This window comes from Candidatus Woesebacteria bacterium (genome assembly GCA_016700095.1).
In the GTDB taxonomy this organism is placed as follows: domain Bacteria; phylum Patescibacteriota; class Microgenomatia; order UBA8517; family UBA8517.
In genome coordinates, this window is record CP065002.1 from 733277 (window position 1) to 758051 (window position 24775).

The 24775-nt window shown below is 37.5% G+C and carries 29 protein-coding genes; 9 read left to right on the plus strand and 20 right to left on the minus strand.

What is annotated here, in order from left to right; genetic code table 11:
- Positions 1–2: 2 nt before the first annotated feature.
- From IPM62_03710 to IPM62_03745, 8 genes are all read right to left on the minus strand, one after another.
- Positions 3–1367 carry a phosphomannomutase/phosphoglucomutase gene (locus IPM62_03710; GenBank protein QQS38462.1) on the minus strand — a complete coding sequence of 455 codons (1365 nt, stop codon included), beginning with the start codon at positions 1365–1367 and terminating at the stop codon, positions 3–5.
- Positions 1368–1375: 8 nt separating this feature from the next.
- Positions 1376–2050 carry a hypothetical protein gene (locus IPM62_03715; protein QQS38463.1) on the minus strand — a complete coding sequence of 225 codons (675 nt, stop codon included), beginning with the start codon at positions 2048–2050 and terminating at the stop codon, positions 1376–1378.
- Positions 2051–2458, minus strand: coding sequence for a metallopeptidase (locus IPM62_03720; protein QQS38464.1), 408 nt, complete (start codon positions 2456–2458; stop codon positions 2051–2053).
- A 3-nt stretch (positions 2459–2461) separates the two neighbouring features.
- Entirely contained in the window at positions 2462–2992 is a 531-nt protein-coding gene (ruvC, locus tag IPM62_03725; protein QQS38465.1) for a crossover junction endodeoxyribonuclease RuvC, read from the minus strand.
- 102 nt (positions 2993–3094) lie between these two features.
- Positions 3095–3877 (minus strand): TatD family hydrolase, encoded by a 783-nt coding sequence (locus IPM62_03730; GenBank protein QQS38466.1) that lies wholly within the window; start codon positions 3875–3877, stop codon positions 3095–3097.
- 11 nt (positions 3878–3888) lie between these two features.
- Positions 3889–4623, minus strand: coding sequence for a SurA N-terminal domain-containing protein (locus tag IPM62_03735; GenBank protein QQS38467.1), 735 nt, complete (start codon positions 4621–4623; stop codon positions 3889–3891).
- 47 nt (positions 4624–4670) lie between these two features.
- Positions 4671–5291, minus strand: coding sequence for a superoxide dismutase (locus IPM62_03740; GenBank protein QQS38468.1), 621 nt, complete (start codon positions 5289–5291; stop codon positions 4671–4673).
- Between the two features lie 94 nt (positions 5292–5385).
- Entirely contained in the window at positions 5386–5649 is a 264-nt protein-coding gene (locus tag IPM62_03745) for a DUF2905 family protein (GenBank protein ID QQS38469.1), read from the minus strand.
- Positions 5650–5827: 178 nt separating this feature from the next.
- Between IPM62_03745 and IPM62_03750 the strand changes: the two genes are divergently transcribed.
- From IPM62_03750 to IPM62_03780, 7 genes are all read left to right on the plus strand, one after another.
- On the plus strand, positions 5828–6136 hold the full coding sequence (locus tag IPM62_03750; protein ID QQS38470.1) for a hypothetical protein: 309 nt from the start codon (positions 5828–5830) through the stop codon (positions 6134–6136).
- A gap of 281 nt (positions 6137–6417) precedes the next feature.
- Positions 6418–7578 (plus strand): hypothetical protein, encoded by a 1161-nt coding sequence (locus IPM62_03755; protein ID QQS38471.1) that lies wholly within the window; start codon positions 6418–6420, stop codon positions 7576–7578.
- Between the two features lie 78 nt (positions 7579–7656).
- Complete coding sequence (locus IPM62_03760; protein QQS38472.1) at positions 7657–9288, plus strand: hypothetical protein; 1632 nt, start codon at positions 7657–7659, stop codon at positions 9286–9288.
- A 143-nt stretch (positions 9289–9431) separates the two neighbouring features.
- The gene (locus IPM62_03765) at positions 9432–10268 is read left to right on the plus strand and encodes a signal peptidase I (protein QQS38473.1); all 837 of its coding nucleotides are present in this window, start codon (positions 9432–9434) and stop codon (positions 10266–10268) included.
- 1 nt (position 10269) lies between these two features.
- Positions 10270–11268, plus strand: a complete 999-nt coding sequence (locus tag IPM62_03770) for a hypothetical protein (GenBank protein ID QQS38474.1) — start codon at positions 10270–10272, stop codon at positions 11266–11268.
- A 26-nt stretch (positions 11269–11294) separates the two neighbouring features.
- The gene (locus tag IPM62_03775) at positions 11295–12347 is read left to right on the plus strand and encodes a hypothetical protein (GenBank protein QQS38475.1); all 1053 of its coding nucleotides are present in this window, start codon (positions 11295–11297) and stop codon (positions 12345–12347) included.
- A 116-nt stretch (positions 12348–12463) separates the two neighbouring features.
- Positions 12464–13255, plus strand: a complete 792-nt coding sequence (locus IPM62_03780; protein QQS38476.1) for a phosphodiester glycosidase family protein — start codon at positions 12464–12466, stop codon at positions 13253–13255.
- Here the strand turns inward: IPM62_03780 and IPM62_03785 are convergent.
- The 4 genes from IPM62_03785 to IPM62_03800 are packed head-to-tail and all read right to left on the minus strand — an operon-like array spanning position 13252 to position 16685.
- Complete coding sequence (locus IPM62_03785; GenBank protein QQS38477.1) at positions 13252–13848, minus strand: hypothetical protein; 597 nt, start codon at positions 13846–13848, stop codon at positions 13252–13254. The genes IPM62_03780 and IPM62_03785 overlap by 4 nt on opposite strands.
- Positions 13814–14203, minus strand: a complete 390-nt coding sequence (locus tag IPM62_03790; GenBank protein QQS38478.1) for a metallopeptidase family protein — start codon at positions 14201–14203, stop codon at positions 13814–13816. The genes IPM62_03785 and IPM62_03790 overlap by 35 nt, the downstream gene beginning before the upstream one ends.
- Before the next feature lie 35 nt (positions 14204–14238).
- Complete coding sequence (locus tag IPM62_03795) at positions 14239–16332, minus strand: beta-propeller domain-containing protein (protein QQS38479.1); 2094 nt, start codon at positions 16330–16332, stop codon at positions 14239–14241.
- Positions 16333–16340: 8 nt separating this feature from the next.
- Positions 16341–16685, minus strand: a complete 345-nt coding sequence (locus IPM62_03800) for a hypothetical protein (GenBank protein ID QQS38480.1) — start codon at positions 16683–16685, stop codon at positions 16341–16343.
- A 92-nt stretch (positions 16686–16777) separates the two neighbouring features.
- On the opposite strand from IPM62_03800, the gene IPM62_03805 reads away from it, so the two are divergent.
- Entirely contained in the window at positions 16778–18211 is a 1434-nt protein-coding gene (locus tag IPM62_03805) for a hypothetical protein (GenBank protein QQS38481.1), read from the plus strand.
- A gap of 86 nt (positions 18212–18297) precedes the next feature.
- Positions 18298–18537, plus strand: coding sequence for a hypothetical protein (locus IPM62_03810; GenBank protein ID QQS38482.1), 240 nt, complete (start codon positions 18298–18300; stop codon positions 18535–18537).
- Positions 18538–18651: 114 nt separating this feature from the next.
- Here the strand turns inward: IPM62_03810 and IPM62_03815 are convergent, their stop codons facing one another.
- From IPM62_03815 to rplS, 8 genes are all read right to left on the minus strand, one after another.
- Positions 18652–20001 carry an MBL fold metallo-hydrolase gene (locus IPM62_03815; GenBank protein ID QQS38483.1) on the minus strand — a complete coding sequence of 450 codons (1350 nt, stop codon included), beginning with the start codon at positions 19999–20001 and terminating at the stop codon, positions 18652–18654.
- Positions 19998–20447 (minus strand): peptide-methionine (S)-S-oxide reductase MsrA, encoded by a 450-nt coding sequence (gene msrA, locus IPM62_03820; protein QQS38484.1) that lies wholly within the window; start codon positions 20445–20447, stop codon positions 19998–20000. The genes IPM62_03815 and msrA overlap by 4 nt, the downstream gene beginning before the upstream one ends.
- 90 nt (positions 20448–20537) lie before the next feature.
- Entirely contained in the window at positions 20538–21245 is a 708-nt protein-coding gene (locus IPM62_03825) for a DNA alkylation repair protein (protein ID QQS38485.1), read from the minus strand.
- Positions 21242–22504: a tripeptide aminopeptidase PepT gene (pepT, locus tag IPM62_03830; protein QQS38486.1), complete on the minus strand. Its 1263-nt coding sequence runs from the start codon at positions 22502–22504 to the stop codon at positions 21242–21244. Before pepT ends, IPM62_03825 begins: the two co-directional genes overlap by 4 nt.
- A gap of 19 nt (positions 22505–22523) precedes the next feature.
- A complete protein-coding gene (locus IPM62_03835; protein QQS38487.1) occupies positions 22524–23174 on the minus strand; it encodes a transglycosylase family protein in 651 nt (216 codons plus the stop codon).
- Positions 23175–23269: 95 nt separating this feature from the next.
- Complete coding sequence (locus tag IPM62_03840; GenBank protein QQS38488.1) at positions 23270–23899, minus strand: MBL fold metallo-hydrolase; 630 nt, start codon at positions 23897–23899, stop codon at positions 23270–23272.
- Positions 23896–24261: a YraN family protein gene (locus IPM62_03845; protein ID QQS38489.1), complete on the minus strand. Its 366-nt coding sequence runs from the start codon at positions 24259–24261 to the stop codon at positions 23896–23898. The genes IPM62_03840 and IPM62_03845 overlap by 4 nt, the downstream gene beginning before the upstream one ends.
- Positions 24242–24715 carry a 50S ribosomal protein L19 gene (rplS, locus tag IPM62_03850; protein ID QQS38490.1) on the minus strand — a complete coding sequence of 158 codons (474 nt, stop codon included), beginning with the start codon at positions 24713–24715 and terminating at the stop codon, positions 24242–24244. Before rplS ends, IPM62_03845 begins: the two co-directional genes overlap by 20 nt.
- Between the last annotated feature and the right edge of the window lie 60 nt (positions 24716–24775).

Sequence of the window (24775 nt, forward strand, 5' to 3'; positions counted from 1 at the left end):
GCTTACTCTTTAATGGCATATTGCGTAATCAAACTCAACACTTCATCTCTTTTTTTCTCCATAACGTCTTTTGTTCTTGCTTCCAAATTTAGTCTGAGTAAGGGTTCGGTGTTTGATGAACGTACGTTAAATCTGTAATCACCATATTCAACTGAAATGCCATCTACAAATTCTTGTTTTCCGTCTCCATATTTTGCTTTAATGAGTTCCATCACCATGTCAACGTCGGTTACTTTTGTATTTATTTCTCCCGAAATTACATATTTATTAATCCACACTCTTGCGATCTCAGATAGTTTTTTTGAATGTTCAGACACATATTCTAGTACTTGTACAACAGGTAACATACCACTATCTGCGTACCAAAAATCTCGATAATATTCATGTCCACTCGATTCGCCACCAAAATAAGCATCTTCTTTCCTCATCCTTTGCTTAATATATGAGTGTCCGACTCTCTCGAGTACAGGCGTTCCCCCATTTGTTTTAATACTATCAATCAACGCCCAGGTATACCTTGGGTCGTAAATAATTTTTTCTGATGGATGTTTCTTTAAAATTGCCTCAATCAAGATAGCATTCATATAGTAAGGTTCAAGAAACACCCCACCATCCGCACAAAAAAACACTCGATCAGCATCCGCATCCCAAGTTATACCCAAATCTGCATCTTCGGACTTAACCAATTCTATAAATTCTACTCGATTTTCGGGCATGAAAGGATCAGGCCTACCCTTAGGAAAAGTTCCGTCAGGTTCCGCGTTTAAGGGAATTATTGTTAACGGTAAATTACCCAATTCGATCAGTCTTTCAAATACCTTCCCCGCAAAACCAAAATTAGGATTATAAACAATCTTCATGGGTTTAATTTTCTTTATATCAACCCAATTTAAAACGAATTTACAGTAGTCATCGACAATATCTATTTTTCTGACACTTCCTTTTTGCTTTTTCTCAAATACTCCTTTCTCGATAAAATCTCTAATTTGTGATACTCCAGTTTCTAGAGTAAGAGGAATTACTTTTTCCCTAACCATCTTGGCACCGTGCCATTCAGGTGGATTATGTGAAGCGGTAACCTGAATACCCCCCGCAAAATCAAAGTTTCCGACACCAAAATAATACATATCAGTAGAAATCAAACCGACATCTACAACGTTTACTCCAGCATCGGTAAGACCTTCAATTAAACTTTTTTTAAGTGGTTCCGAATAAACACGCACATCATGACCAACCATAACTTCACCTTGAGGATTAACAACTGAAACATAAGCGTGTCCTAAACCATAAAAAAGATCCTCGTTAAGTTGATCGGGGTATATACCTCTAATGTCATATGCCTTGAAGATGGAAGCATCAATCTTCATAATGACATTCATTCTAAATTGTCAATAATCATAAAGTCAAGTAAATCAGCTAAATTATCGCTTGATGTTTTTGAGGCGATATCGATTTCGGCTAAACCGTGAATAAATGCTTCAAGTTTATCACCCTCAAACTTTGCTGCTTGCGTTTTCAATTTCGAGATGCGCCAAGGAGATTGTTTGAAACTATCCGGATCGGTTTGAACGTGATACAAATCTTTTAAATGTCCGGCAAGCATGGCAACAACAAACTCAGCCGGTTTATTGTCGAGCGTTCTATGCAACAAATTTAAACATCTCTCTAAATTCCCAGGATAAACAGAATCCAAAAACATCCATATTTCGTTCGGAAGTTCGAATAATTCCTCTTTAGCGACCTTAGGGAGATTTTTCTTTACTGCGGCACTTATTCGCGAAGTCAGGTAAATAACACTCGTATCTTCACTTTTATCATTGGACTTACTAAACCATTCCATTTCCTTTTTACCCACTTTTCCCAAATTCTCTAATATATAAAGCTTCTTGGTTTCAAACAACGTGTTTGCCGACATTTTTTCCTGAAGGTTTTCTTTGGCACAGTCAATTTTTATGATTTCGATTTTTCTATCCCGTGCACTGTCGATAAACTTCTGCAGTCTAGCTCTACTTTGCTCAATATCATCACCATGTATCAAAATTAATTTCATCTAGCGTTTTTTATTTTTGTAAAGTGTTACTAATTCATGTACTCTGTCGTGGAAATTTCTTGACCCGCGTTTTCTGATATGCGGTAGTAAACTTCCCGAAAAGTTTTTTGGGATATGACAAAGTTCATGCAGAAGTACTTCATCCTGTTTATCTTCTGTTAGTGAGTCAAATTTTTCCGATAATACTTCAATGCAGTAGGACGGTTTTTGACTTAATGCTTGTTGCCAAATTTGCCCCAAACCCCAAATACGTGCATATGCTCGAGCCTGTGAATTTTTTGAGCGAAAACAGTATATTGACGAATTATCAATCCAGGTCATATTTAACGATGATACCAAATCCGCAATTCTCACTTGAATATCATATGCCCTCTCCCAATTGACTGAACTTTTTGGTCTTTTTTTCATAAGCTAATCTTCTTGAAGTTCGGTTAGTGACATGGCATGACACAGTGCAACGGCTAATGCGTCAGCCTCATTGTCAAAATGCGTTTTCTTTTTTGGTTTACTTTTTATACTGTTTCCCAAATAATCTCTAACCGACTTTTGTACCTGCTTTTTGTCAGCTCGGCCATTTCCGGCCACAATTTTTTTGATTGTCATCGGGGAATACTCGACAACTGCAATACTAAAATGTGCCGCTGCCATAAGCATCACACCTTGCGCTTGACCGACGCGAATTGCTGTTTTTCGATTAGTTGCAAAGAATACTTTCTCGATAGCCATTACGTGCGGTTTGTGTTTTTCGATAATTTTACGCAATTCATTGTGAATGAAGTAAAGCCTCTCACCAGGGGTATTTAACATTGTGGTTTCGATTAACCCAAAATCACCCGCTGTATAATGTCCGTTTAGCTTTTCACCTTCTTTGGGCAATTTATGAATATTTAAAAATCCATATCCTGTCGTTGCGGTTCCGGGATCTATCCCAAGTATAAGCATTGTTTAATTATAACAGTAGTTGGTGTAATAAAATCACCGATTGTTCCATTGATTATTTGCCCGTTAACGGCAGGGGCCATTTTTGAGGATTAAAATAAAAAGTCAGTCTAGATCAAAAAGCTTGTTGGCATTACTTGTGCAAATATGTACTAAATCATCGCTATTTATATTTTTAATTTCGCCAACACATTGGGCGATATATTTCAGATTGGCTGGTTCATTGGGATACTTTTTTACCGATCTTGTGGGGTACGGCGTAAGGTAAGGAGAATCTGTTTCCAAAACAAGAAGATCAAGAGGGATGTCTTTCACAAATTCTTTTTTGGTATCATCATAAGTAACATCTCCGTCAACACCGATAAAAATATTGTTAGCAATAGCGTACTCAAGTACATCTTTCTCAGGTGGACAACAATGAAAAACTGCCCTACCGTTAATTGAATTACTTCCCACACTTTCAATACTTTTTATAATATCATCTGTCGCATGACGATTATGAATAATGAGTGCTTTGTTTAATTTTGTTGCCAGTTTAATTTGACTGACAAAGAATTCTTTCTGCATAAACTCACCTGCTTGATATCTGAAGTAATCAAGACCAACTTCACCTATGGCTACAACTTTAACATTGGAATTAGCAAGGTCAGTCAACTTGTATAACGCATCGGTTATATTAATGTTTTCCAAGTCTTGTGTTGGGTGAATACCGATTGCGGCATACACGCCTTTGAAGTTTTCGACAATTTCTACCGCCTTTCTTGAAGACTCTAGATCTAAACCTGGTACCAAGAAACGCTTGACACCACTATCTCGTGCATTGTTAATTACCGTTTTCAGATCATGAACAAATTCATCCGAATTTAGATGGCAATGCGTATCAAACATATCAACAACTACTAATACTCTACAACGGTTTTTATTGAAGCTTTATTTTTCAAGTCATCCATCCATTGAACGACTTTCTCTTGTAATTTCTGATCTTTCAGACCTTCGAGTATTTGTTTTTTGGCTTCTTCTTCGGGAATGTCGGCAAATGATTCGCTGTCTTTGTATTCGTTATAAGTTGTATTTACTTCTTCGTCGGTTACTTCAATTTGATCCTGAAGCATTGCTCTAACCGTATATTGAATTCTTATTGATTTGGTATATTCCTCGATTGTGAGGTTTGCTTGTTCCAAAGCTGTCTCTAAAGGCATACCCTGAGCTTCGGATGCTTGTCGTGCTTTTTCCAATTCTTTACTAACTTCATCTTCGTTAGCCTTAACTCCCAACCTTGCCGCTTCTTGATTAATTAATTCCTCCTGAATAATTTCGTCAACGACCTGTTGTCCGCCAAGTTTTTCCAGTCTATCTATTACGGTCCACCGATAAATCGGTTTACCGTTTACTGTGGCAACTATTATCAGTCCCCGTGCCGTATAGACAAGAACTGCCAAAAATACAAGCAAAAAGATAACTGAAAGTTTTTTCGATATTTTTTTTGTTTTTACTTGAGGTATAGTTTCAAAATTTGACACCGAAGGTGCTACTTTTTTAGTCACACGTTTTGTAACTTTCTTTACTTTAGTAGCCTTTGGAGATACTTGTTTTCGCTTTACCTTTGTTTTCGTATTGGTTTTTTGTGCGGCCATGAGTTAGATAGTACAGTAATTATTTAAAGATATCAACGCTAAAATGTCTATAGTTTATTTTGCCCTTGAGCTTCGAATCTAAACTCCACCTCATCCCAATTAACTATCTTCCACCATACTGCTACGTAGTCGTTTCGACGATTTTGATATTTCAAATAGTAAGCATGTTCCCATACATCCAATCCCAGTAATGGTACATGCCTATATAGATAAGGGCTATTTTGGAATGAATGTCTTTTTATGTAGAGTTTCCTGTCTTCCCCCATGACAAGAAATACCCATCCGCTACCAAATAGACTTAAAGCCTTAGCGGTAAATTCTTCCTTAAATTTATCAAAACTTCCAAAGGTGGACGTAAGTATCTTTTTTACTTCACCTTTGGGGTCTACCCCACCAGGACAAAGAGTTTGCCAGAACATTGAATGATTCGCATGACCACCGGCGTTATTGATAACTGTTTGCCGAATATTATCAGGTACTTTTTCAACCTGCATCAGAAGTTCCTCAACCGTCAATTTTTCCAAATTAGTTACTCCCTCAAGTGCTTTATTCAAATTACTTACGTAACTTGCATGATGCTTGGTGTAGTGTATTTCCATCGTCAGCGCGTCAATATACGGCTCAAGTGCGGCGTATGAATATCTTAGTTGTGGTAGTTCAAATATCATGTATAAAAAAAGCAAACTAATTATTTTATCTCGACATCCGACAAATAATCTCTATTAAGCTAATTATTTAAAGGCATTTTAAGACCTCGAAAATTTACTTTTGTCCAAATATTCCCGGAATAATTCTTATTAAAACAATATAGAGAATTATCATTAGAACCAACGCTCCACCTGTTGGAATATACATCACGCGACCTTCCCTCCTTCTGTAAATATCGCCGGGGACAATCATCGGTTGTTTTGTGCGTTGAGAAAGATAATACATCGCACCAACCGACAACACATACAGAAGTCCCATTATTTGAAGTGTTTTTAAAAATCCGGCCATATCAACTAAGCTTAAAGGATAAACATTCATTTGTAAAATGATATTTTTTAATTAATTAGCTTAATATTTACTTCTACCACGAGTTAGCCACAAACCACTGTCTGTGATCGTGAGATGTAGCGCTATAAATATATATTTTTATTTTAGTTCTTGAAATCTCGGCTAAAATAGCAGTTGAAATGTATTTTTTGTTGTGCCAGTATTAGTTATGGATAATCAAACCATGCCCCCAAGTGATCCGCCTATGGTAACTAGTCCATTTGTCCAACCTGTAACGTCTGGTGCCACACAAGCTACGGTTACTCCTTCGGTCTTAAATCCCCCCATCCCACAACCGTCGATTCCACAAGCACCCCAAGGTGAAGTCGCAACTTCCGAACATCCAAGTGTTGCCATGACCACTCAAGCCAAAAAACAAACCTCAAAATTCACTATATTTATCGTGTTTCTCATCATCGTTGTCTTACTAATTTGGGTAGGTGTCGGATATTTGTATTTTTTCCCTAGTGCCAAGTAAGCTTCAAGTATTTTCCACATGTCATAATTTAATTACTATAAACATCCTCTTTTATACCTTAGATATCTATAGTTATCGGCATAATTTAAGTAGTTTATTAGAAATAGCCTTAACAAGACCATACTATAGTTGTATTTACTTTGATTTGCTTTGTGTACTTATTGACATGTAACTACTATATAGATGCAGTTGACGCTTTTCTTATAGTATTGTTAGTATGAAAATACTTTTCATTCTCGATTTGTTTTTATCAATAAATAATCAGAGTAACTATACGTTTTATGAAGAAAATTGTTACAAGTATTTTTGTAATTGCAGTAACATTAATTTTGACTGTTAATTTAACCTCCGCATTCTTCTCCGACACTGAAACTTCCACCAACAATAAATTTGTCTCGGGCGCAATCGACCTGCTTATCAATGGTACGAACGATACGGTGGGGATCGTAAATATTGCCGATCTCAAACCGGGTGACAATATTGACGTAAACAAAGACTTGTTTATTAATTCAAATCCCGCGTATGTCTGGATGCACATTTTTGATGTAACTTCACAACAAGGCGAGCAAACCGAACCCGAGGATTTGGAAGAGTCGCAAAACGGTATTAAAAGCGATATTCAAAATTATCTTACATACGATTTATCTATCGATCGAAACGGCGACGAAATTGTCGACGAAGTAATCGTAGACCCAACTCACAACAACCTTCTTCCCGATATGGTTTCATGTTGGATTCCACTCGGAGAACTCCCGGGACTTACTAATGTAAATCTTACCCAGAGCTTCCATTTTGATTCCACAGTCACCAATTGGGCACAGGGAGACATCCTTAATTTCTCTGAGGAGTTTTACGCAGTTCAAGTCCGCAATAACCCTAATGCATCACCTCCTGATAACGGTACAGGCAGAGTATGGGATCCCAATCTTAGAAAGTGCGTTGATTGCACACCAGGAGTTACTTATGCATCGAGTGTCATTTCCTCGATTCAAGGCAAACGCAATAATGGATCAGATGTTTTGGTAAATAGAAGTGTCACAGAAAACGTATTGGGCATTCCAGACAGTAACGACTTAAATAATCCCAAATGGTATTCACTTGGATTTGGTGGACAAATAATTGTTAAATTCAATTTCCCTGTCAGTGATGGAAATGGAGTTGACCTTTCATTCCATGAAATTACTGGTGGCAGAGATTCTTATCCTTTGGAAAAAGCCAACGTTTACGTAAGTAACGACAATGTTACTTACGAATTTGCAGGGACAATAACAAGTGAACCCGGCGGCGACGGTATTTATTACTTGGATATTTCATCAACAAGTTTTTCCTCGATTCAATACGTTAAAGTGGTTGACTCAACTGATCCATTGTTACACATATCGACCGCCGATGGTTACGACCTGGATGCGATCGACGCCGTATATGGAACCTGTACTAACTAGTTTACCTTTACTAAAAAGTTAACCTACCGTTGACTTTTTGCCTAAGGGCAAACTGCCCGAGAAAGGAGGTGATAATTTATGAAGAAAATTTTAACTAGTTTATTTACGGTTGGAGTGATTGCTACACTTGCAGTGGTCGCAACCCAAGCATTCTTTAGTGATTCTGAAACTTCAACAGGAAATAAATTCGTGGCAGGTGATATTGATTTAAAGATTGATAACTCAAGCTTTGTGATTGATTATCTAACCGATGATCCAGCGCCTTCCGGAAAAGTTGTAGCAAGTACTGCAACAAGCTGGGATTTAAGAGATTTAACAGTCGAAAAGTTTTTTGACTTTTCCGATCTTAAACCCGGTGACTTCGGAGAGGATACGATTTCAGTTCACGTAGGAAGTAATGACGCATATATGTGTGCAGCGGCAAGAATTACAGCCGATGATGATGTGACTTGTACCGACCCAGAAAAAGCCGATGACGCTAATTGTGCCGAACCTGGCTTAGGACAAGGAGAACTTGATCAGGAAGTAAAATTTGCTTTCTGGATAGATGATGGTGATAACGTTTTAGAAAGTGATGAACACGTATTTCTTGATGGTCCTGTAAGCAGTTTGAGCGGTGCAGGAAAGATATCACTTGCTGATTCAGCAGGATCCGTTTTAGGTGGTGGTCCAGTTCCAGGTGATACAACTTTCCACATCGGAAAATATTGGTGCTTTGGTGATATGTTACAAACTCCTATCGCACAGGGGAACAATCAAAGTCCTGCAGAAAGAAACGCTACGGGTTTTTCGTGTAGCGGAGTAAGTGTCGACAACGCATCTCAAACTGATATGCTCGTTGCTGATCTTGAATTCTATGCAGTTCAATCTAGAAACAACGCAGGATTCTTGTGTTCTAGCTGGACACCAAGTTTTCCAGTTCAATTACCAAAAGTCGGAGCTAATCTCGACACCTACTCAGTACCAAACTGTACAACAACCGTAAGTGCTAACATCCAAGGTGCGGTTAATGACGCAAGTTCAGGAGCGACTATTTGTGTTAACAATGGAATTTATAACGAAACTGTTACCATAAACAAACCCCTCACACTAGCATCTGTTAACGGTCCAACAAATACAGCGACTATTCAAGGTGGAGTAAAAATTGAATCAGACAATGTAAAAGTAACTGGATTTATTGTAAATCCTGGATCAATTTTAGGTAGCAATGCTGCATTTTACTTAAATGGAAGTTTAAGTAATGTTGAAATATCGTTTAATGACATAGATGGTAACAACGAAGCAAGTTCAAGAGGTGTTGAAACAACACTTCCTGGTACCTCAACATATTCTAACGTTGTAATTACCAACAACTTAATACACGAGTTGACAACAGGTATCTATACCAATACACACGTAGGGACGTTGGAGGTCAAATACAACGACATCTACGACAACAGTGCTGGTATTGGCGGTTACACTGGAGCACATGTTGCTTATAATCACTTCACAAGTTCTGGTGAAGCAATTGGGGCTGACAGTAGTTATAACGGTTCAGTAGTCGAGTTTAATAACTTTATGACTGGAACAAAAGTAATGACATACGGCTCAGTAACACCTGACATATCTGCACCAAATAACTATTGGGCAGATGGTTCAGCAATACATATTGGCGGAACAAACGACGTAGATCCAAATCCAGTATCTGGATCTCAGTATCCGCATAATTAAATTTTCTCTTATTAATCTGCAGGTGGATGAAATATCTACCTGCAGGATTAAGGGAATCTTATTTAGCAAGTTATATTTAGTGCGGAGTGGGAAAACCCACTCCGCCAAAGACGGTTTTAATATTAACAACTTCCGCTGGTTAAATGTATAAAAACTATATTAAAAAACTCCTTCAGGTAATCCTCTTTATATCAGGGGTTTTGGTCTTTTTGACTGGGCTGTATATCGATCGGGTTTTCACCTTTGAGATTCTTGACGGACTAAGTACGAAAAATGTTCCCGTCAATTTAAATAAGATAAAAAGTACTACTCCCCTACTTTTTACTGTTTATTCGGGCTCTATGGAGCCGGCTATAAAAACAGCAAGTGTAATTGTCTCTAAACCACAATCTAATTACGTACAAGGCGACATAGTTACCTTTACACCTACAAGTAGTATGGGAAACGTCGTAACGCACAGGATTGTTGCCAAGGAAAATGTTAATAGTCCTGTCTACAAAACGGCAGGCGATGCCAACCAAACAATTGACCCCTGGACTATCGATAACTCCCAAATAAAGGGGAAAGTCGTTTTAACAGTACCCTTGGCCGGATACGTCACGAATTTTGCCAAAACGCCAAGCGGATTTATTCTTCTTATTATCGTTCCTGCGACAATTGTGATTTACGAAGAAATCAAATCACTCCTTGTTGCTTTCGTAAACGAATTTAAGAAAAGATTTTTTAAATCCAAAAAGCTAAATCCTATATATATGTCAAATTTCACGATCAAGAAAAGCTCGTCCATACTTTTGCCTTTTGTCTTTTTAACAGTACTGCTTACTTCAGCTGTTGCGACGTATTCCGTACTTTCTGATCGCGAAGTAAATGTCGGTAACACTTTTAGTGTTAACACCCAAGGACAACTTGAAGATTCCCTAGAAGCATTGCCTACTTCTACATTTGCAACCGAAAATTCGTTAGGTGAAAACTTAGACTAACATGATAGGAACAAATATAAAAATATTACTACTCTCTGCCGTTTTAGCTGCGTGTAGTTACCCTGTTATCAAAATTCAACAATCAGTAAGTGCTTCACACCACAACTCAGGATCGGGTATTGTTGTCGATTTTGGAGTGGCACACGGCGAACCCGTATTTAATATGGATGACTTTAAACCAGGCGACTGCGTCGAACGAAGAATTAATGTTAACAACGTATCAGGCAAAACGAAAAAGATTTTTATCAAAACAAAAAATATCGTTGATGACGCTTCCCTTTCTTCAGTGCTGTCTATCGTAATACAAAGTAACAATAATTTTCTTTTTGGTTATCCAAACCCCAAAACATTAACGGACTTTTATCACCAGTCTACCCCTGATGGTATTTATCTCCTTAATCTAACTAAAAACACTAAAGCAGATTTCGATATAAAAATATGTTTCGATGAAGATGCCGGAAATACATACCAATTAACCCAAACTCAGTTTGATCTAACCTTTTTTGCACAAGACAAAGATACACCCGATCCCGAAATCGACTTACCACATGAGTGTCAACATCTGGCGGGAATAATTACAAAAGTTATGCACGGTACTCCCAACAATGACACAATTAACGGAACATCCGCCAACGAACTAATTTATTCATACGATGGAAATGACAAAATTTATCCCGGCAGCGGTTCCGATTGCGTTGTAACCGGAAATGGCAACAATGTGATTATGGATGTTTCGGGAAACGATGTTTTTGTAACCGGAAATGGAAATGACAGTGTTAAAGCAGGAAGCGGAAATGACACGATTTATTCGGGTGGAGGAAACGACATTCTTGAAGGAGAAAGCGGAAATGATATTGTCTACGGCCAAGAAGGAGATGACTTAATGAAAGGCGGTTCGGGAAACGACAAACTAACAGGAGATGACGGTAACGACACGGCTTTTGGAGATTCCGGCTTTGACACTTGTAGCGCAGAAAACAAAAACTCATGTGAAATTTAGGCGTATTTATTGTACAATCAGCCTAAATGAAAAAGTACATCCTACCATCAATAGTGTTTTGTATTTTCTTATTATTTTTACTATCGATTTTATTCACTAAACCGCAAAAATCCTTACCCAAACAGCCTCTTGATACGCCGTCGTCATATGTTGCTACTGATTTTAGTGTTTCGGGCTGGTTACCTTGGTGGGACTTTGATAAAGGTGCAGTCGAAATAAGCGAAAATAAAAATACTTTCACTTCGGTTTCACCGTTTATTTACGAGTTAAACGATGATTTAACCATCACTTCCCGAGACCAAACAGGGAAGACAGCGTCGATTCTCAAAAACCATCCGGAGCTGGAAATCATACCTTCGGTAAGTAACAATTTTAAGGGAGAAAATGTGTCAAAAATAATCAACTCCACCGAGTTATCGGAAAATCATATATCACAGCTTGTCGACCTTGCTTTGCCATACGATGGAATAGAACTTAATTACGAACAACTCCTGGCTGAGGACAAAAACGCGTATACCAAGTTTATCGACACCCTTTCCAAAAAACTACATGCAGATAACAAAAAATTGGCAATAACGCTTCACCCAAAAACTACCGATAAAGGTGTATGGCATGCAACGGCGGCGCAAGATTGGGAAAAACTGGCGCAAAGTGTCGATTATATGAGAATTATGACATACGACTATCACTGGAACGGGTCAGTAGCAGGTCCGATCGCCCCCATCGACTGGTTACATGATGTGACCGAATATGCAAATAAGACAATACCTAAAGAAAAGCGCATCCTGGGTATCGGACTTTACGCCTACGATTGGCAAATCGGAACCACCCAAGGCGATGATCTAACCTTAAACGAGGTAGCAAAAATATTAAACAAAGAAGGCGTGGAAAAATTCTATGATGAAAATTTTCAATCTCCATATCTAACATACACCAAGGACGGAATACATCGGATTATATGGTATGAAAATACAAAAAGTTTTGCAGCCAAACTCAAACTTGCACACGAGAACTACGCAGGCATAGCTCTATGGAAAATGGGTGACATTCCTGAAACTTTTTACCTGACTTTAAAGTAATTTCCCTTTGTGCTGTTTGACATCAGACTTCCGATAGATTGATAACCTTCTTGAAATTACGGTCGTGCTAAATCGTTTGTTATGCAATTCAAAATAATTTAAAGTACAATAAAGATATGAAAGTACTGGGATTTACACTATTGGTATTCATGATGGCACTAACTGTTGCCAGTGTTACGGTAACCCGATTGCATGACAACAATGTCGATCCGGTTAATCTTTCTACAAGTGAAGTGTTAGGTGAACCATCTACCAGAGTCTCATTTGAAAAACACAAGATTTCATTTAATGGTGAATCTTACGAGGTTGCATTGATTAATGGAGTTAACCCGGACGAAACCGGTCTTTTTTCAAATTTAGAGGAACCGGAATCGGCAATTAACATTATTGAGGAGAATAACTGTAGCGCACTGGTTAATGCTGGTTTTTATACCACCAATAATCAACCTATCGGGCAATTTGTGTCAAATTATAAAACTATCAAAAACACTACGCAAAGCGAGTTGTTTAACGGGTATTTTTCCATCAACGATTTCGGTACACCACGAATTACGCAAAATGTTCCTTCTGATAATTTACGGCTGTCTGTCCAGAGCGGACCTTTGTTAATTGTTAATGATGAATTCCAAAAGCTGTCGATAAGAAACGACAAAAATGCTCGCCGTATCGTCGTAGCCGTAACCGGAGAGAACGACATTGTATTTATCGCTATCTACGATGCTTTCTCCAAGCTACTTGGACCTAAACTTGCCGATTTACCCGTAGTGTTAACAGAAATTGAAAATACTTCGCTTTATGACTTCGCCGATGCGCTTAACCTGGATGGCGGTTCTGCTTCAGCTTTTTATATCGACAATTTTAAACTTCCCGAAAGCTCGCCTATCGGAAGCTATTTTTGTATAAATTAATCAACCTTTAGTAAGTAGATCCTGAGCCCCTTTTTGTCGGTACTTATGTCCAATGTATGCATGCCCGCTTCCTCATCGTTTACAAGTTCATAATAATTTCTTTTTAAAATCATAGTAGGCACTTCACGTCCGTTGGTAAGTTTTTGAGCCACTACAACATCTTCGCCGTCTTTTTTAATCGTTAGTGTATTTCCTACATCGCTTTCTGCATCTATTAATACTCTTTTTCCTGTGTATCTAAGTGACAACGCTCCACCCGTATCCAAAGACGCTACAAAATAATCGCTATACTCCCACACTCCTTTGAGGTATATTTTATTTTCAGACATCATACTTGCAAGTTTTATTGATTCATTTATGAATTCCGGTCGATTGTCCGGATCAGAAGTTACGGTTCCCAGAAACAAAGTAACAGGTTTAGAGTCACAACATGTTTTTTTCGACGTGACAATTTCCTTGCGAGAAATTTCAGGCAGAGGTTGTGAATCTCTTGTGAAGTTTTTTTCACGAATATAAAGAAATACCGTAAGACTGGTAAACAGTATTATTGTTCCATAATTAATAAATCTTTTTCTTTTTGTATTTATTGCCATTTGTTTTCTCAGCATCCCTAACCTGTTTTTCATTCATCCCAAAATGATGTGCGATTTCATGAATTAAAGTATCACGTACTGTTTCTTCAACACTTTTAGTTTTTGAAAACATCAATATCGGTATTTTAAATATGGTTATTTTGTCGGGCAATTTAACCATATATCTTGACCCTCGTGTTGTCGGTACACCCTCGTATAAACCCAAAAGTAAACCTCGAGCATTTACGCTGTCTAATTGCTTTTTGGTTGGAAAGTCTTGATATGTTATCGAGACATTTTCTATATTTTTTCTAAATTCCCCAGGAATACTTTCCAGCGCTTTGTTTAATATTTCTTCAAACTTATCGTCGGACATGTATTAATATACCATGAAGAATCTATCAAAATAAGTTATTGCGAAAACACCAAACTATTGATTTCGGTCCAAGTTAATTCATCAACAACTATCAACTTGTCATCACCAACAATGTACATAAGATCGTTAATATATACGGCACGTTTGGCATTAATGGGTGAAGTTTTGAATATTGTCTTTAGGTTGTCTTGGTAAGAAATAATATAACCGCTACCTGAGGCGGGCAAGAAAAATACTTTGTGTTTATCGTCAAGTAAAAAGGCGTGATGTGTATTTTGAATGTCGGACCAATACTCATCTAGTGAAAGCACACTTTTCTCAACCGGAAGGGCGGGGTTTGATACATCAAACATACTTGCTTTGACTTTTGAACCATCCATACCAATACCCAATACTAAATTATCTCCGATCGGATGTAAGTAAGACGAATAACCCGGTATCTTTAATTCACCGACCATTGTTGGTTTTTTGGCATCCGATAAATCCACTACATAAAACGGATCTATTTGTTTAAACGTAACCAGGTAACCTTTGTCACCAACAAACCTTGCCGAATATATTCTTTCTGATAAACCAAGATCTTTAATACTTCCCGTAATTTTTAAACTGCTATCCAAAACATACACATCGTTTACACTTTCCGTATTCCCCCAGGGAATACCCATCCTACCACCAATCGTTGTCGCAACCCGTAAATTATTCTGATATTCGTCGATGGAAAACTGATTCAAAATAGTTCCGGGAACGCTACCTGTTTGAGTTACTTCTAAATCTGGAAATGCAAATTTTACAATTCCAGTCCTTTCAAATTCTCTTATGTGATCACGGGTGTAGATTTCGGATTTACTTTCAATTTCTTTCTGGAATTTGTCGCGATCCGATTCTTTTAAAGACATTCTGTAGGCATCCAAAATGACATAAACTTCCTGCATTTTTGAAGAATCACTTATTTCATAACTATTTAATTGTGTTAGCTTTTTAATGACATCGTAAGGTAAAATATTTGCTTCATTAATGAGAAAATCCATCACAAATTGAACGACGTTTTCATTGTATGTGTATGTCAAAAATACTCCGTTTGGAGAAATATACGTTATCGCTTGGTAAGATGGTGCTATAAACGACGCGTGAGTACTAACACTTCCGTCATCCGGATTAATCTTTATCACTGTGTAAATGTTATCTGCACTAACCGGATAAATCGGATGATATATCGTATCGCACGTAACCATAACTCCTTGCGATTCTTTGGTTACATAAAAGGGGCAGGGTAAATTCTGGTCGACAGCTTTCTGTGTGACGACATACAGTTTTCCATCAAATAGCCTGGTTGATTGAACATATGCTCCCTGATCAAGTGCTAGTTGCCACTTTTGGTTCGGCAATTGTGGATTACTTACATCTATTCCCGTTATTTCCTGTGAGGCAATTACGATTAAATTATTATCATCAAGAAGTAAATTGCCGTTATTATTTATAAAACCGACTTCCGCCAATTCTTCGGATGGAAATGAATCAATAATCCGAGTTCCGATACGCCTCACGGGAGGCCGAATCATACCAGAGGAACCAATAGAACTTGGTTGCGATTGTTCAACATTGCTCACATCGTCGACAATACCTGACCTTAGCTCAAATGGCTCGTATAAGTAGCCGTACTCTTGTGAGTAAAAAATAGACTTACCGTCAGTTTTAATAATATCGGGTTCATCGAGAGCCGCAATTTGAACATTGGTTTGTGATACCCTATCTGGTGATTGAATCTCTGAAATCGTGGAATCCATCTGATCCCCAAATCCGACTGACGGAGCTTGTAATTTAAGTGAGTTTAAGTCAGCTAATTCCCTAACCCCGTTGGTTAGCATGCTTGTATTTATGCTCGCTTTTTGTAAATAACCGATAAAGTCATCCTTTGATTTAAAAGCTTCAACCTTCATCTCGTCTGCCGGCTTTGATGTGTCATCATGTTGGCCAAATGGCGAAATTTGGCTGTTTGATAACTTGTAAATAAAAAATATACCTATAACCAAAAGAAGCACGCCTGAGAGGGCGAAAATATATTTTCCAAAGGGTCTTGGTGCGTCCATTTTCGATCCGAACGTTTCTATCTCGGGGTCATTTGGTGTCATGCTTTATTCTAACTTAAAATATTTTTTGCCGCTACTTTTTCGCTTTCTTTCCTGAAACCAATAACGATACGCTTAAACTTACTACCTTCTAATTCAATGGTGATGACATGCTTTTTAAACATCGTTACATACCAATAGGCTTTACCCATTTTCGTGAAGTATGTTCCTGCTTTTATAATTCCCGGGAAGAATGATCCCGGTATGCGTAATTCCCAAATCGTATTTTCTGGCATAGTTGTACTCACAGATTTGATCTGATTTTTTTTAATCCTAATTAGTCTTTTTAATCCCCAGATAATTTCGAAGCCTTGCATCCTTATTTCAATTTCGTCGCCTTTGGGAATGACTTGCATAAGTTATTATAGCATTTATTGAAAATAGACATTACTTATTTTAAGCGGCATCGTTTACTAGTAGTAAATTATTATATGTTATATTAGATGGCATGTTTAAAACTCATTATTCCCCCAAAAGCCCGATGGTTTTTGTCGATGTCGAAACAACCGGCGGTAGTCCCAGCCAGGACAGAATAACCGAAATTGGGATTATCAGAGTTGAAAACGAAAAAATTGTCACCAAATACCAATCGCTAATTAATCCGCAAACTCATATTCCGATATTTATTCAACATATGACAGGTATCAATCCAAAGCTTACCGACAAGGCTCCTGTGTTTGAAGAAATAAAATCTGACATACGAGAAATTACCGAAGGAGCAATTTTTGTAGCACATAATGCAAAGTTCGACTATTCGTTTCTTCAGGGAGAATTCATCCGACTAAATGATATTTTTAAGGCTAAGGTTTTGTGTTCGGTCAGACTATCGCGCTTTCTTTACCCCAATCATTCTAAACATAATTTATCAAGTATCGTTGAAAGATTTTCGATTGATGTTCCCAACAGGCACCGCGCGTATGATGATGCACATGCAATCTGGGAATTTTTTCAAAAGGCAAAAACCGACCTTGGAAAGGATACTTTTGAAGAGGCGGTACGAAAAATACTGAAAGGTCCGAGCTTACCTATTTTTTCAAATCAAAAATCCTTTGATGAATTTACCAGTGAATCGGGTATTTACAAGTTTTTTGGTGGAATAAACAACATGGACAACGAGTTGTTATATGTTGGCAAAAGCACATCTTTGCGTACACGAATATATTCCCATTTCACTCCCGGTAAAGGACCACAAACCGACCTTTTACTGGCTAAATATACTCAAAATATTGAAACCATAGAAACAGCCGGAGATTTAAGTGCTCAACTATTGGAGAAACGCGAAATAATAAAGGGTAAACCGCTTATGAATAAATCTCTTTCCCAAATTAGAGCCCGTATATTTTTACAGGAAACAGTAATTAATGGATATAGGGCGATCAAACAAGTATCGGAAAGTGAAATTAATAAGGATAATATGTATTCAATTCTGTCATGTTACACATCCAAAAAGGCAATGATAGAAGCGTTACGCGACTTAGCTAATACTTACCTATTGTGCCCCAGATTTCTTGGCCTTGAACATGCTGATGGACCGTGTTTTTCATATCAAATCGGTAAATGTAATGGTGCCTGCTCATGCAAAGAACAAAATATGAAATATAATTTACGCTTTACGCAAGCTTTTGCTAATACACGTGTTAAACCTTGGCCATTCAAATCTGCTGTTGCAATAAGTGAATCAAACACACACATGACCCAAACACATATAGTTAATAACTGGATATACTACAAACTTATAACTATTTCGTCAGAACTTATGGATCCGGTAGAAGAATTTTTCCCCGGAAATTTCGATTGGGATACATATCTTATTTTGAAACGCTTTCTTATATCAAAGTATAAACACTCCAATTTAGCAATAAAAAACATCGATAATTATTAGTAGAACATATAGTTTAATACATTAAACTATAATATTTTATTTGGATGCATTTGCTCTTTTAAGGTTAGATCGATAAAATAACTTATATGGATGCGTTAACCGTGTTTTTAATTATTTTGTCTATCGGTGTAGCTACGTCAACAGTTGCAATTATCTTGGTTGTTTACTTTGCTATTCGGACACTTAAATTAATTCAAGAAACGCTCTTGGATGTAAGACAGGCAAGTGGTGAAATTAAAGATAGTGTTAAGTTGGACGGAGCCGGTTACATCTTTTCCACCCTTTATAAAATCGCCAAAAGCAAATATCGCAAATGGAATAAATAGACATCCACAGTCTAAACGACCACAAACTTTCTATGAAAAAGATTGATCACCGCTTGGCTTCAGTCGCACTTTCAATAGTCGTTTTTGCAAAGTAGAAATACATATTTTCACACTTTACAAGTGCACCTCTTCGTGAAGTTTTGGTAAGTAAATATTATCAATTTTGTACATTTCCCTAATTTTATCGCCCAGTTGCTCTCTCGGACCATCGTCTTCTCCGTGAATCAAAATAACCTTACTTACACCTTGGATTTTATCTAACCAAGTTAATAACTTTTTTTGATCGGCGTGTGCACTCAAGCTATCGATAACCTTTATCTGGGCATTAACGGGTATCGTCTCCCCATCAATTTCAACCTCTTTGGCGCCTTCTTTAATCTCACGCCCTAAAGTTTCTTCGCCCTGATAACCAACCATAACAAGCCGATTGTTTGCATCCGACAAATACTTGGCTGCGTGCGCGACAATTCTTCCTCCGGTCATCATGCCACTTCCTGCGATAATAATACGGACACCACCGGCACCTTCAATACGCTTACTCTGTTTCGCGCTTCTGGTTACAATTAAACCTGGAAAATCGAAGGGGTCACCTTCACTAAATTCTTTAATAATACCTTCGTTGTAAAGAGGGATGTAGTTTTTATAAATTTCGGTTGCGTTTATCCCCATCGGGCTGTCTAAGTATACCGGTGTTGATTCTTTGATATATCCGAGCCGTTTTAATTCTTTCATCATATAAAGTAGCATTTGTGTGCGTTCAAGTGAAAATGCCGGAATCATGAGAACCGATTTATCATTCTCTGAGGCGTTAATTTCCATTTGTAAAATTCTAAGAGCATCTTCTTTGGGATGTACCCGATCACCGTAAGTACTTTCCATAACAACAGTGTCTGATTTGGAAAAATAACTTGTAGGTTTTAGTAGCATGTCGGGGGTGTTTCCTAAATCACCGCTAAATACGATTGATTTAGCATTATCAATTTGCGTCACCAAAATACTTGCCGAACCGAGAAGATGCCCGGCATCTTTGTATACAACTTGATATCCGCTCACTGTAAACTCCGTTTCGTAGTTTACAATTCTAAACCGGGAAAGTATGTTCTCGACATCTTCTTCGGTATAAAGAGGATCGACGCCGTCATCAAGCGATTGAATTCGGGCTGCATCAAATAACACTATTTCGGTTAAATCGCGTGTTGCCTTCGTTGCATAAATATTTCCCGTAAAGCCCATGCGCGCAAGCAAAGGCAATCGCCCACAATGATCCAAATGTGCATGTGTTAAAAGAACGTTGTCAATTTCACCCGCGGTAAACGTCGGGGTCTGAAAATTTAAATCCCATACTTCCTTCGTTCCTTGGAACATACCACAATCAACCATCAAACCACGGTTGTTGTCACCGATTAACAAATGACATGATCCCGTTACTGTTCCCGCCGCTCCATGAAAGACTAATTTTTTCATTTGTTTCTTTTTTTCAATAAATATTTTTGATGATATTCTTCGGCTTGATAAAATTTTGGGGTTTGGATTATTTGCGTGGCAATTTCTTTATTGTGTAGTTTTGCCTGACTAAACTTCGATGTCTCTGCAAGTAATTTTTGCTTATCATCGTGGTAAAATATTACTGATTTATATTGTGTACCTATATCAACGCCTTGACCGTTTGTCTGTGTTGGATCATGACTCGACCAAAAAGTATCTAGTAATTTTTCATAAGAAATTACCTCAGGATCATAAAAAACCTCAATCGCTTCCACGTGGCCTGTTTTACCGCTACACACCATATCATATGTTGGATTTTCTTGACTACCGCCCGCATACCCAACAATAACATTAGTAACACCGGGGAGTTTTGAGAATATTTCATCGGGATGCCAAAAACACCCAAGTGCAAAAGTTGCCTTCATATATACAGTTTAAACATAAATATCACGATCGAAAACCACTAAAATATATTTTCTTCAATTTATTAAACAATGCGGTCACTCACACATTTCCTAAATATTTCCTTGAAGATATAATTTACGGATATTTTCCGGGAATTTTTCGATTGCATATCTAAGCATTGTCCTTGGCATGTTTTTGTAATATTTTTTGAGAAATACTTCCAAAGCTTTTTTGTCACGCTTACCGACTTCACGAAGCATCCACCCCACCGCCTTATGAATTAAGTCATGCTTGTCGTAAAGCAAAATGCGCGCTATGTCACATGTTTTAGCAAATTTGTCGTGTGCAATGAAATAACCGGTTGCAATAATCGCAATTCGTCGATCCCACAAAAGATCTGACTTTGCCAATTTCGCTAGTATTGCTTTGTCTTTGTTGAATAAAAAAGCACCCACAATTTTACCTGCCGACAAATCAACTAAATCCCAGTTGTTAATATGTTTGGTATTTTTCAGATATAGGTTAAAAAGTTTTTTCTTTTTTACATCGTCACTTAGTGCAAATTGGTGCACCATAATAAGAAGTGCGATAAGACGCTCCTCGTGATACGTCGAAGAAAGCAACTTATTTATGTGTGTAATTGATAAGTTTATGTATTTCTTGGCAATTATTCTGCTTTGTGGAACTGTGAGTCCCAAAAAGATATCACCCTCAGCGTACTGCCCTTTGCCGGTTTTGAAGTAGCGCTGCAAATCTTTGGCTTTATTGGGATTTGCCAATTGTTGAGTGTCGTTTTTTAAATTGTCTAATAATGTCATTTTTTTACCTTACTCCATAAAGTACATAGTTTAATTAACATCTGTACCGTCAATTCCAGATCTTGTCTTGTCGTCCATTCATTAAGTCCATGCATATTAATAGCCGCACTAAATACATTACTTGTTGGTAAACCATCAAAACTCATGCGAACTCCGTCAAATCCCCCACGAACCAAATCTTTTTTCGGTTTCACACCGACACTTTTATAAGCCTTTACTGCCATGTTATTGACTAGCGGGAATTTTCTCATGACTTCTCCTGCATTTTTGTAAACGTGAACTTCATCCCACTTTTCCTCGATTTGAACTTTTTTATATTTTTTAAGAATTTTTTGTTTTGCCTCACTTATGCCTGTTTTCATTTTATCAATATCTTGTGAGTCAAAGGCACGAAGTAAATAATGGATATCCACTTTTGTCCATGTACCACTAATATTATTTAAACCCAAATACGGCTCTCTTTTGTTTGACCTCTCGGGTGACAAAAAATTATTGTTTAAAATATTTATAAATTCCTGAGCCACCAGCAATGCGTTGGTCATTTTTCCTTTGGCAAATCCCGGGTGAACTGTTTCTCCGGTAAGTGAAATAGTTACCGCCTCAGCATTGAAGTTCTCTTCAAAAAGTAAACCCACCTCTCCCGCGTCGACACAATACGCAAAATCGGCCCCCAGTTTTTTGTAATCTAAATACTCGGTACCACGGCCGACTTCCTCGTTGTTATTAAAAATTAGCCTTACCGTGCCGTGCTTGATAGTTGGTTGTTGTATCAAAAAGCGTGCCAAATCGAGTATCGCGGCTACACCCGTTTTGTCATCTGCCCCCAATTGATTGTCTCCCAATCCCGTAACAATGTCGTGACCGATTTTTCCTTTTAAGTCTTTCTCGGCAATAACAATATTTCCTTTGGGTAGTTTAATATCACCACCCTGGTAGTTTTTATGTATCAAAATCTTCGTTCCGTTTCCCGGATTCTCAAGTGCGGTGTCGTAATGCGCCATCAGCGCAACAACGGGAGAAGTGTTTTTTACGTTTGAAGGAATGGTTGCATAAACATATCCCTCTTTGGTTAGAACTACATCCCGTAAACCGATTTCTTTCAATGAAGTGGCAATATAGGTAGCACACTTTGCAAATCTTTTCTGAGCAAGTTTCGTAAGTCCGTTGGGGTCAGCTTGTGTTGGAAAACTGGCTAATTTTTCAAAGTAACTTAGAACATTATACTTATAATCTTTAAATTCACGGCTTTCTTTTCGCATGGCAAAAGTATATCAATGATTACACTTTTCCACAAACTGGCCAGGCACCATATCCATCACGCGCCATTTTATATGCAGCTGTTTTAATTGCCTCTTCAGCGTTACTCCTTAAAGAAGGATCCGGGTCCAAGCCCATGGCATTTCTATTGGAAATCCAGGTTGATGGATGAAACTGATACAATCCGACATACGTCCCCGTCGCACTTGCGGCGTCTGATCTAAAGCCACTTTCACATTTGGCTATCGTTTTCATCTTTGTCGAACTTACGTTATAGTCAACAGCGTATTTATCAATTAAATCAGTTATGGCATTCGGGGTATCGGTAGCATCAACAAAGTGCTGTGGGGTTTCGGTTGGTTTCGGTGTTGGTTCAATATCTTTTATTTCCTTATTTCTTGCCACATCGAAAGTTATACTTGCAACAAATGAAGTGGTGGGTTTTGATATCAGGGTTGGTAATGGAGTTATTTGTACAATCACGGGTGCGACTTTTTTATCATCCTGTTTTACCGCCACATCTACCAAATCGTGCGATAAGTAACTTGGTTCAATATCAAAACTCGTCTTGCTCTCTTTAATTCCAAGCCCGGGATTTATAACAGCAAAAACTAAAACCACTATTCCCGTAGCTATTAACTGGCCGTCAACACTAAGTATTTTACGCCACATAAAGCCCTTTGGCAGGCTAGTTACGCAAATCTATCTCAAAAAAAACACTACTTTAAAGATACAAGAGGGTACTATATACGCTACTTGGGTAAAAATCAACTTTTGGATGACGAAAATAACTTTTTCAACGAAGCTATGTCAGTACTGGTATCGTGGCCGGGATAAACGACAGTCTCTTTGGGTAATGTAAGAATAGTATCAATTGATTCAAACAACTTCTCCTTATTTGAATATTTAAAATCATATCTACCCACATAACCATTATTAAATATCACATCGCCCACAAAAATACACTTAGCATCTTCAATATACAACGATACACTTCCCGGTGTGTGCCCCGGTGTTTTAACTATCTTAATATTAAAATTGCCAATAGTAAGATGTGTATTTTCTAAATAGTGATCAACTTGCGGTCTGGGAGGACTATCGAGATTCAAATAGTGCTTAACACTTTTTTCCATATTATTAAGTAAAAATTCATCTTCTTTGTCCATATATATCGGAATATTGTAAATAAGTTTCAAATCAGTTGCCGCCAAAAGATGATCAAAATGACCATGAGTAATTAAAATAGCTTCCGGTTTAGCCGACAAATCGCTAATTATCCTAGTTATATATTCGGCATCATCACCGGGGTCAATTACAAGAAGGCTATCATGTTTTTCGTCAATAACAAGATAGCAATTAGCCTTCATTTGTCCCACTTCAAGTCGTATTACTTTCATCCAGTTTGAATTATATGTGCTGAAACATTTTCGTTTTTATCGACAACAATACTAACTACATCGATTCTATATTTGTTGGTTTTAGGTTTTTCCATTTGAATGTAATAGTACGCAGCCATTTTAATCTTTTCTATCTTTTTAGTATTAACTGCTTCTTCGGGTAAACCATACCGAGCGGATCTTCTTGTTTTGACTTCAACAAAAACCAAGATGTCATCCACTTGGGCAACCAAATCTATTTCTGCATATTTGGATCTGTAATTACGTTTAAGTATTTTATAGCCTTGTCTGACAAGAAATTTACAGGCAAAGTCTTCACCTTTTTTGCCCAAATTTGAAGAATTATTTTTTGCTTCCCGCATCGGCAGGTTTGGATATTTTTTTACTTGATTTCTTAGATGAGTGTAAAGAAGTATTTTTAGCAATTAGAACCTTGTGAATATCTTTTTTGCTTGAATATTTAAGTTTTGCCGCGCCTCTTCTGTTTGCTCTTGATTGTATTTTACTTATTTCTTTGGTGGATTTATCTCTCGTATAATAAATCTTTGCATGTCTGACACCTCTAACACCACTTTTTACCACATTAATTTCCTGAATAATTGGCGAAAATAGAGGATAAATTCTTTCTATTCCCACTCTCTGAGAACCGATTCTTCTAACAGTAAAGGTTTTTCCTACATCTCTACCCTTGATTTTAATAACCATACCTTCAAATACTTGAATTCTGGTTTTGTCTCCTTCTTTAATTTTTTGACTTACCCGAATAGTATCACCTACTCCAAATTTTGTATTATTGTGTGTTGCGTATAGTGCCATTTTATTATAAATACTTTATCTATTTCGTAATCTTGGATATTTTACTATAAATTATATCTA

Excerpts from the sequence above, each read along its gene's own strand:
- IPM62_03710 (QQS38462.1), bottom strand. The coding sequence starts at position 1,367 with ATGAAGATTGATGCTTCCATCTTCAAGGCATATGACATTAGAGGTATA.
- IPM62_03715 (QQS38463.1), bottom strand. The coding sequence starts at position 2,050 with ATGAAATTAATTTTGATACATGGTGATGATATTGAGCAAAGTAGAGCT.
- IPM62_03720 (QQS38464.1), bottom strand. The coding sequence starts at position 2,458 with ATGAAAAAAAGACCAAAAAGTTCAGTCAATTGGGAGAGGGCATATGAT.
- ruvC (QQS38465.1), bottom strand. The coding sequence starts at position 2,992 with ATGCTTATACTTGGGATAGATCCCGGAACCGCAACGACAGGATATGGA.
- IPM62_03730 (QQS38466.1), bottom strand. The coding sequence starts at position 3,877 with ATGTTTGATACGCATTGCCATCTAAATTCGGATGAATTTGTTCATGAT.
- IPM62_03735 (QQS38467.1), bottom strand. The coding sequence starts at position 4,623 with ATGGCCGCACAAAAAACCAATACGAAAACAAAGGTAAAGCGAAAACAA.
- IPM62_03740 (QQS38468.1), bottom strand. The coding sequence starts at position 5,291 with ATGATATTTGAACTACCACAACTAAGATATTCATACGCCGCACTTGAG.
- IPM62_03745 (QQS38469.1), bottom strand. The coding sequence starts at position 5,649 with ATGAATGTTTATCCTTTAAGCTTAGTTGATATGGCCGGATTTTTAAAA.
- IPM62_03750 (QQS38470.1), top strand. The coding sequence starts at position 5,828 with ATGGATAATCAAACCATGCCCCCAAGTGATCCGCCTATGGTAACTAGT.
- IPM62_03755 (QQS38471.1), top strand. The coding sequence starts at position 6,418 with ATGAAGAAAATTGTTACAAGTATTTTTGTAATTGCAGTAACATTAATT.
- IPM62_03760 (QQS38472.1), top strand. The coding sequence starts at position 7,657 with ATGAAGAAAATTTTAACTAGTTTATTTACGGTTGGAGTGATTGCTACA.
- IPM62_03765 (QQS38473.1), top strand. The coding sequence starts at position 9,432 with ATGTATAAAAACTATATTAAAAAACTCCTTCAGGTAATCCTCTTTATA.
- IPM62_03770 (QQS38474.1), top strand. The coding sequence starts at position 10,270 with ATGATAGGAACAAATATAAAAATATTACTACTCTCTGCCGTTTTAGCT.
- IPM62_03775 (QQS38475.1), top strand. The coding sequence starts at position 11,295 with ATGAAAAAGTACATCCTACCATCAATAGTGTTTTGTATTTTCTTATTA.
- IPM62_03780 (QQS38476.1), top strand. The coding sequence starts at position 12,464 with ATGAAAGTACTGGGATTTACACTATTGGTATTCATGATGGCACTAACT.
- IPM62_03785 (QQS38477.1), bottom strand. The coding sequence starts at position 13,848 with ATGGCAATAAATACAAAAAGAAAAAGATTTATTAATTATGGAACAATA.
- IPM62_03790 (QQS38478.1), bottom strand. The coding sequence starts at position 14,203 with ATGTCCGACGATAAGTTTGAAGAAATATTAAACAAAGCGCTGGAAAGT.
- IPM62_03795 (QQS38479.1), bottom strand. The coding sequence starts at position 16,332 with ATGACACCAAATGACCCCGAGATAGAAACGTTCGGATCGAAAATGGAC.
- IPM62_03800 (QQS38480.1), bottom strand. The coding sequence starts at position 16,685 with ATGCAAGTCATTCCCAAAGGCGACGAAATTGAAATAAGGATGCAAGGC.
- IPM62_03805 (QQS38481.1), top strand. The coding sequence starts at position 16,778 with ATGTTTAAAACTCATTATTCCCCCAAAAGCCCGATGGTTTTTGTCGAT.
- IPM62_03810 (QQS38482.1), top strand. The coding sequence starts at position 18,298 with ATGGATGCGTTAACCGTGTTTTTAATTATTTTGTCTATCGGTGTAGCT.
- IPM62_03815 (QQS38483.1), bottom strand. The coding sequence starts at position 20,001 with ATGAAAAAATTAGTCTTTCATGGAGCGGCGGGAACAGTAACGGGATCA.
- msrA (QQS38484.1), bottom strand. The coding sequence starts at position 20,447 with ATGAAGGCAACTTTTGCACTTGGGTGTTTTTGGCATCCCGATGAAATA.
- IPM62_03825 (QQS38485.1), bottom strand. The coding sequence starts at position 21,245 with ATGACATTATTAGACAATTTAAAAAACGACACTCAACAATTGGCAAAT.
- pepT (QQS38486.1), bottom strand. The coding sequence starts at position 22,504 with ATGCGAAAAGAAAGCCGTGAATTTAAAGATTATAAGTATAATGTTCTA.
- IPM62_03835 (QQS38487.1), bottom strand. The coding sequence starts at position 23,174 with ATGTGGCGTAAAATACTTAGTGTTGACGGCCAGTTAATAGCTACGGGA.
- IPM62_03840 (QQS38488.1), bottom strand. The coding sequence starts at position 23,899 with ATGAAAGTAATACGACTTGAAGTGGGACAAATGAAGGCTAATTGCTAT.
- IPM62_03845 (QQS38489.1), bottom strand. The coding sequence starts at position 24,261 with ATGCGGGAAGCAAAAAATAATTCTTCAAATTTGGGCAAAAAAGGTGAA.
- rplS (QQS38490.1), bottom strand. The coding sequence starts at position 24,715 with ATGGCACTATACGCAACACACAATAATACAAAATTTGGAGTAGGTGAT.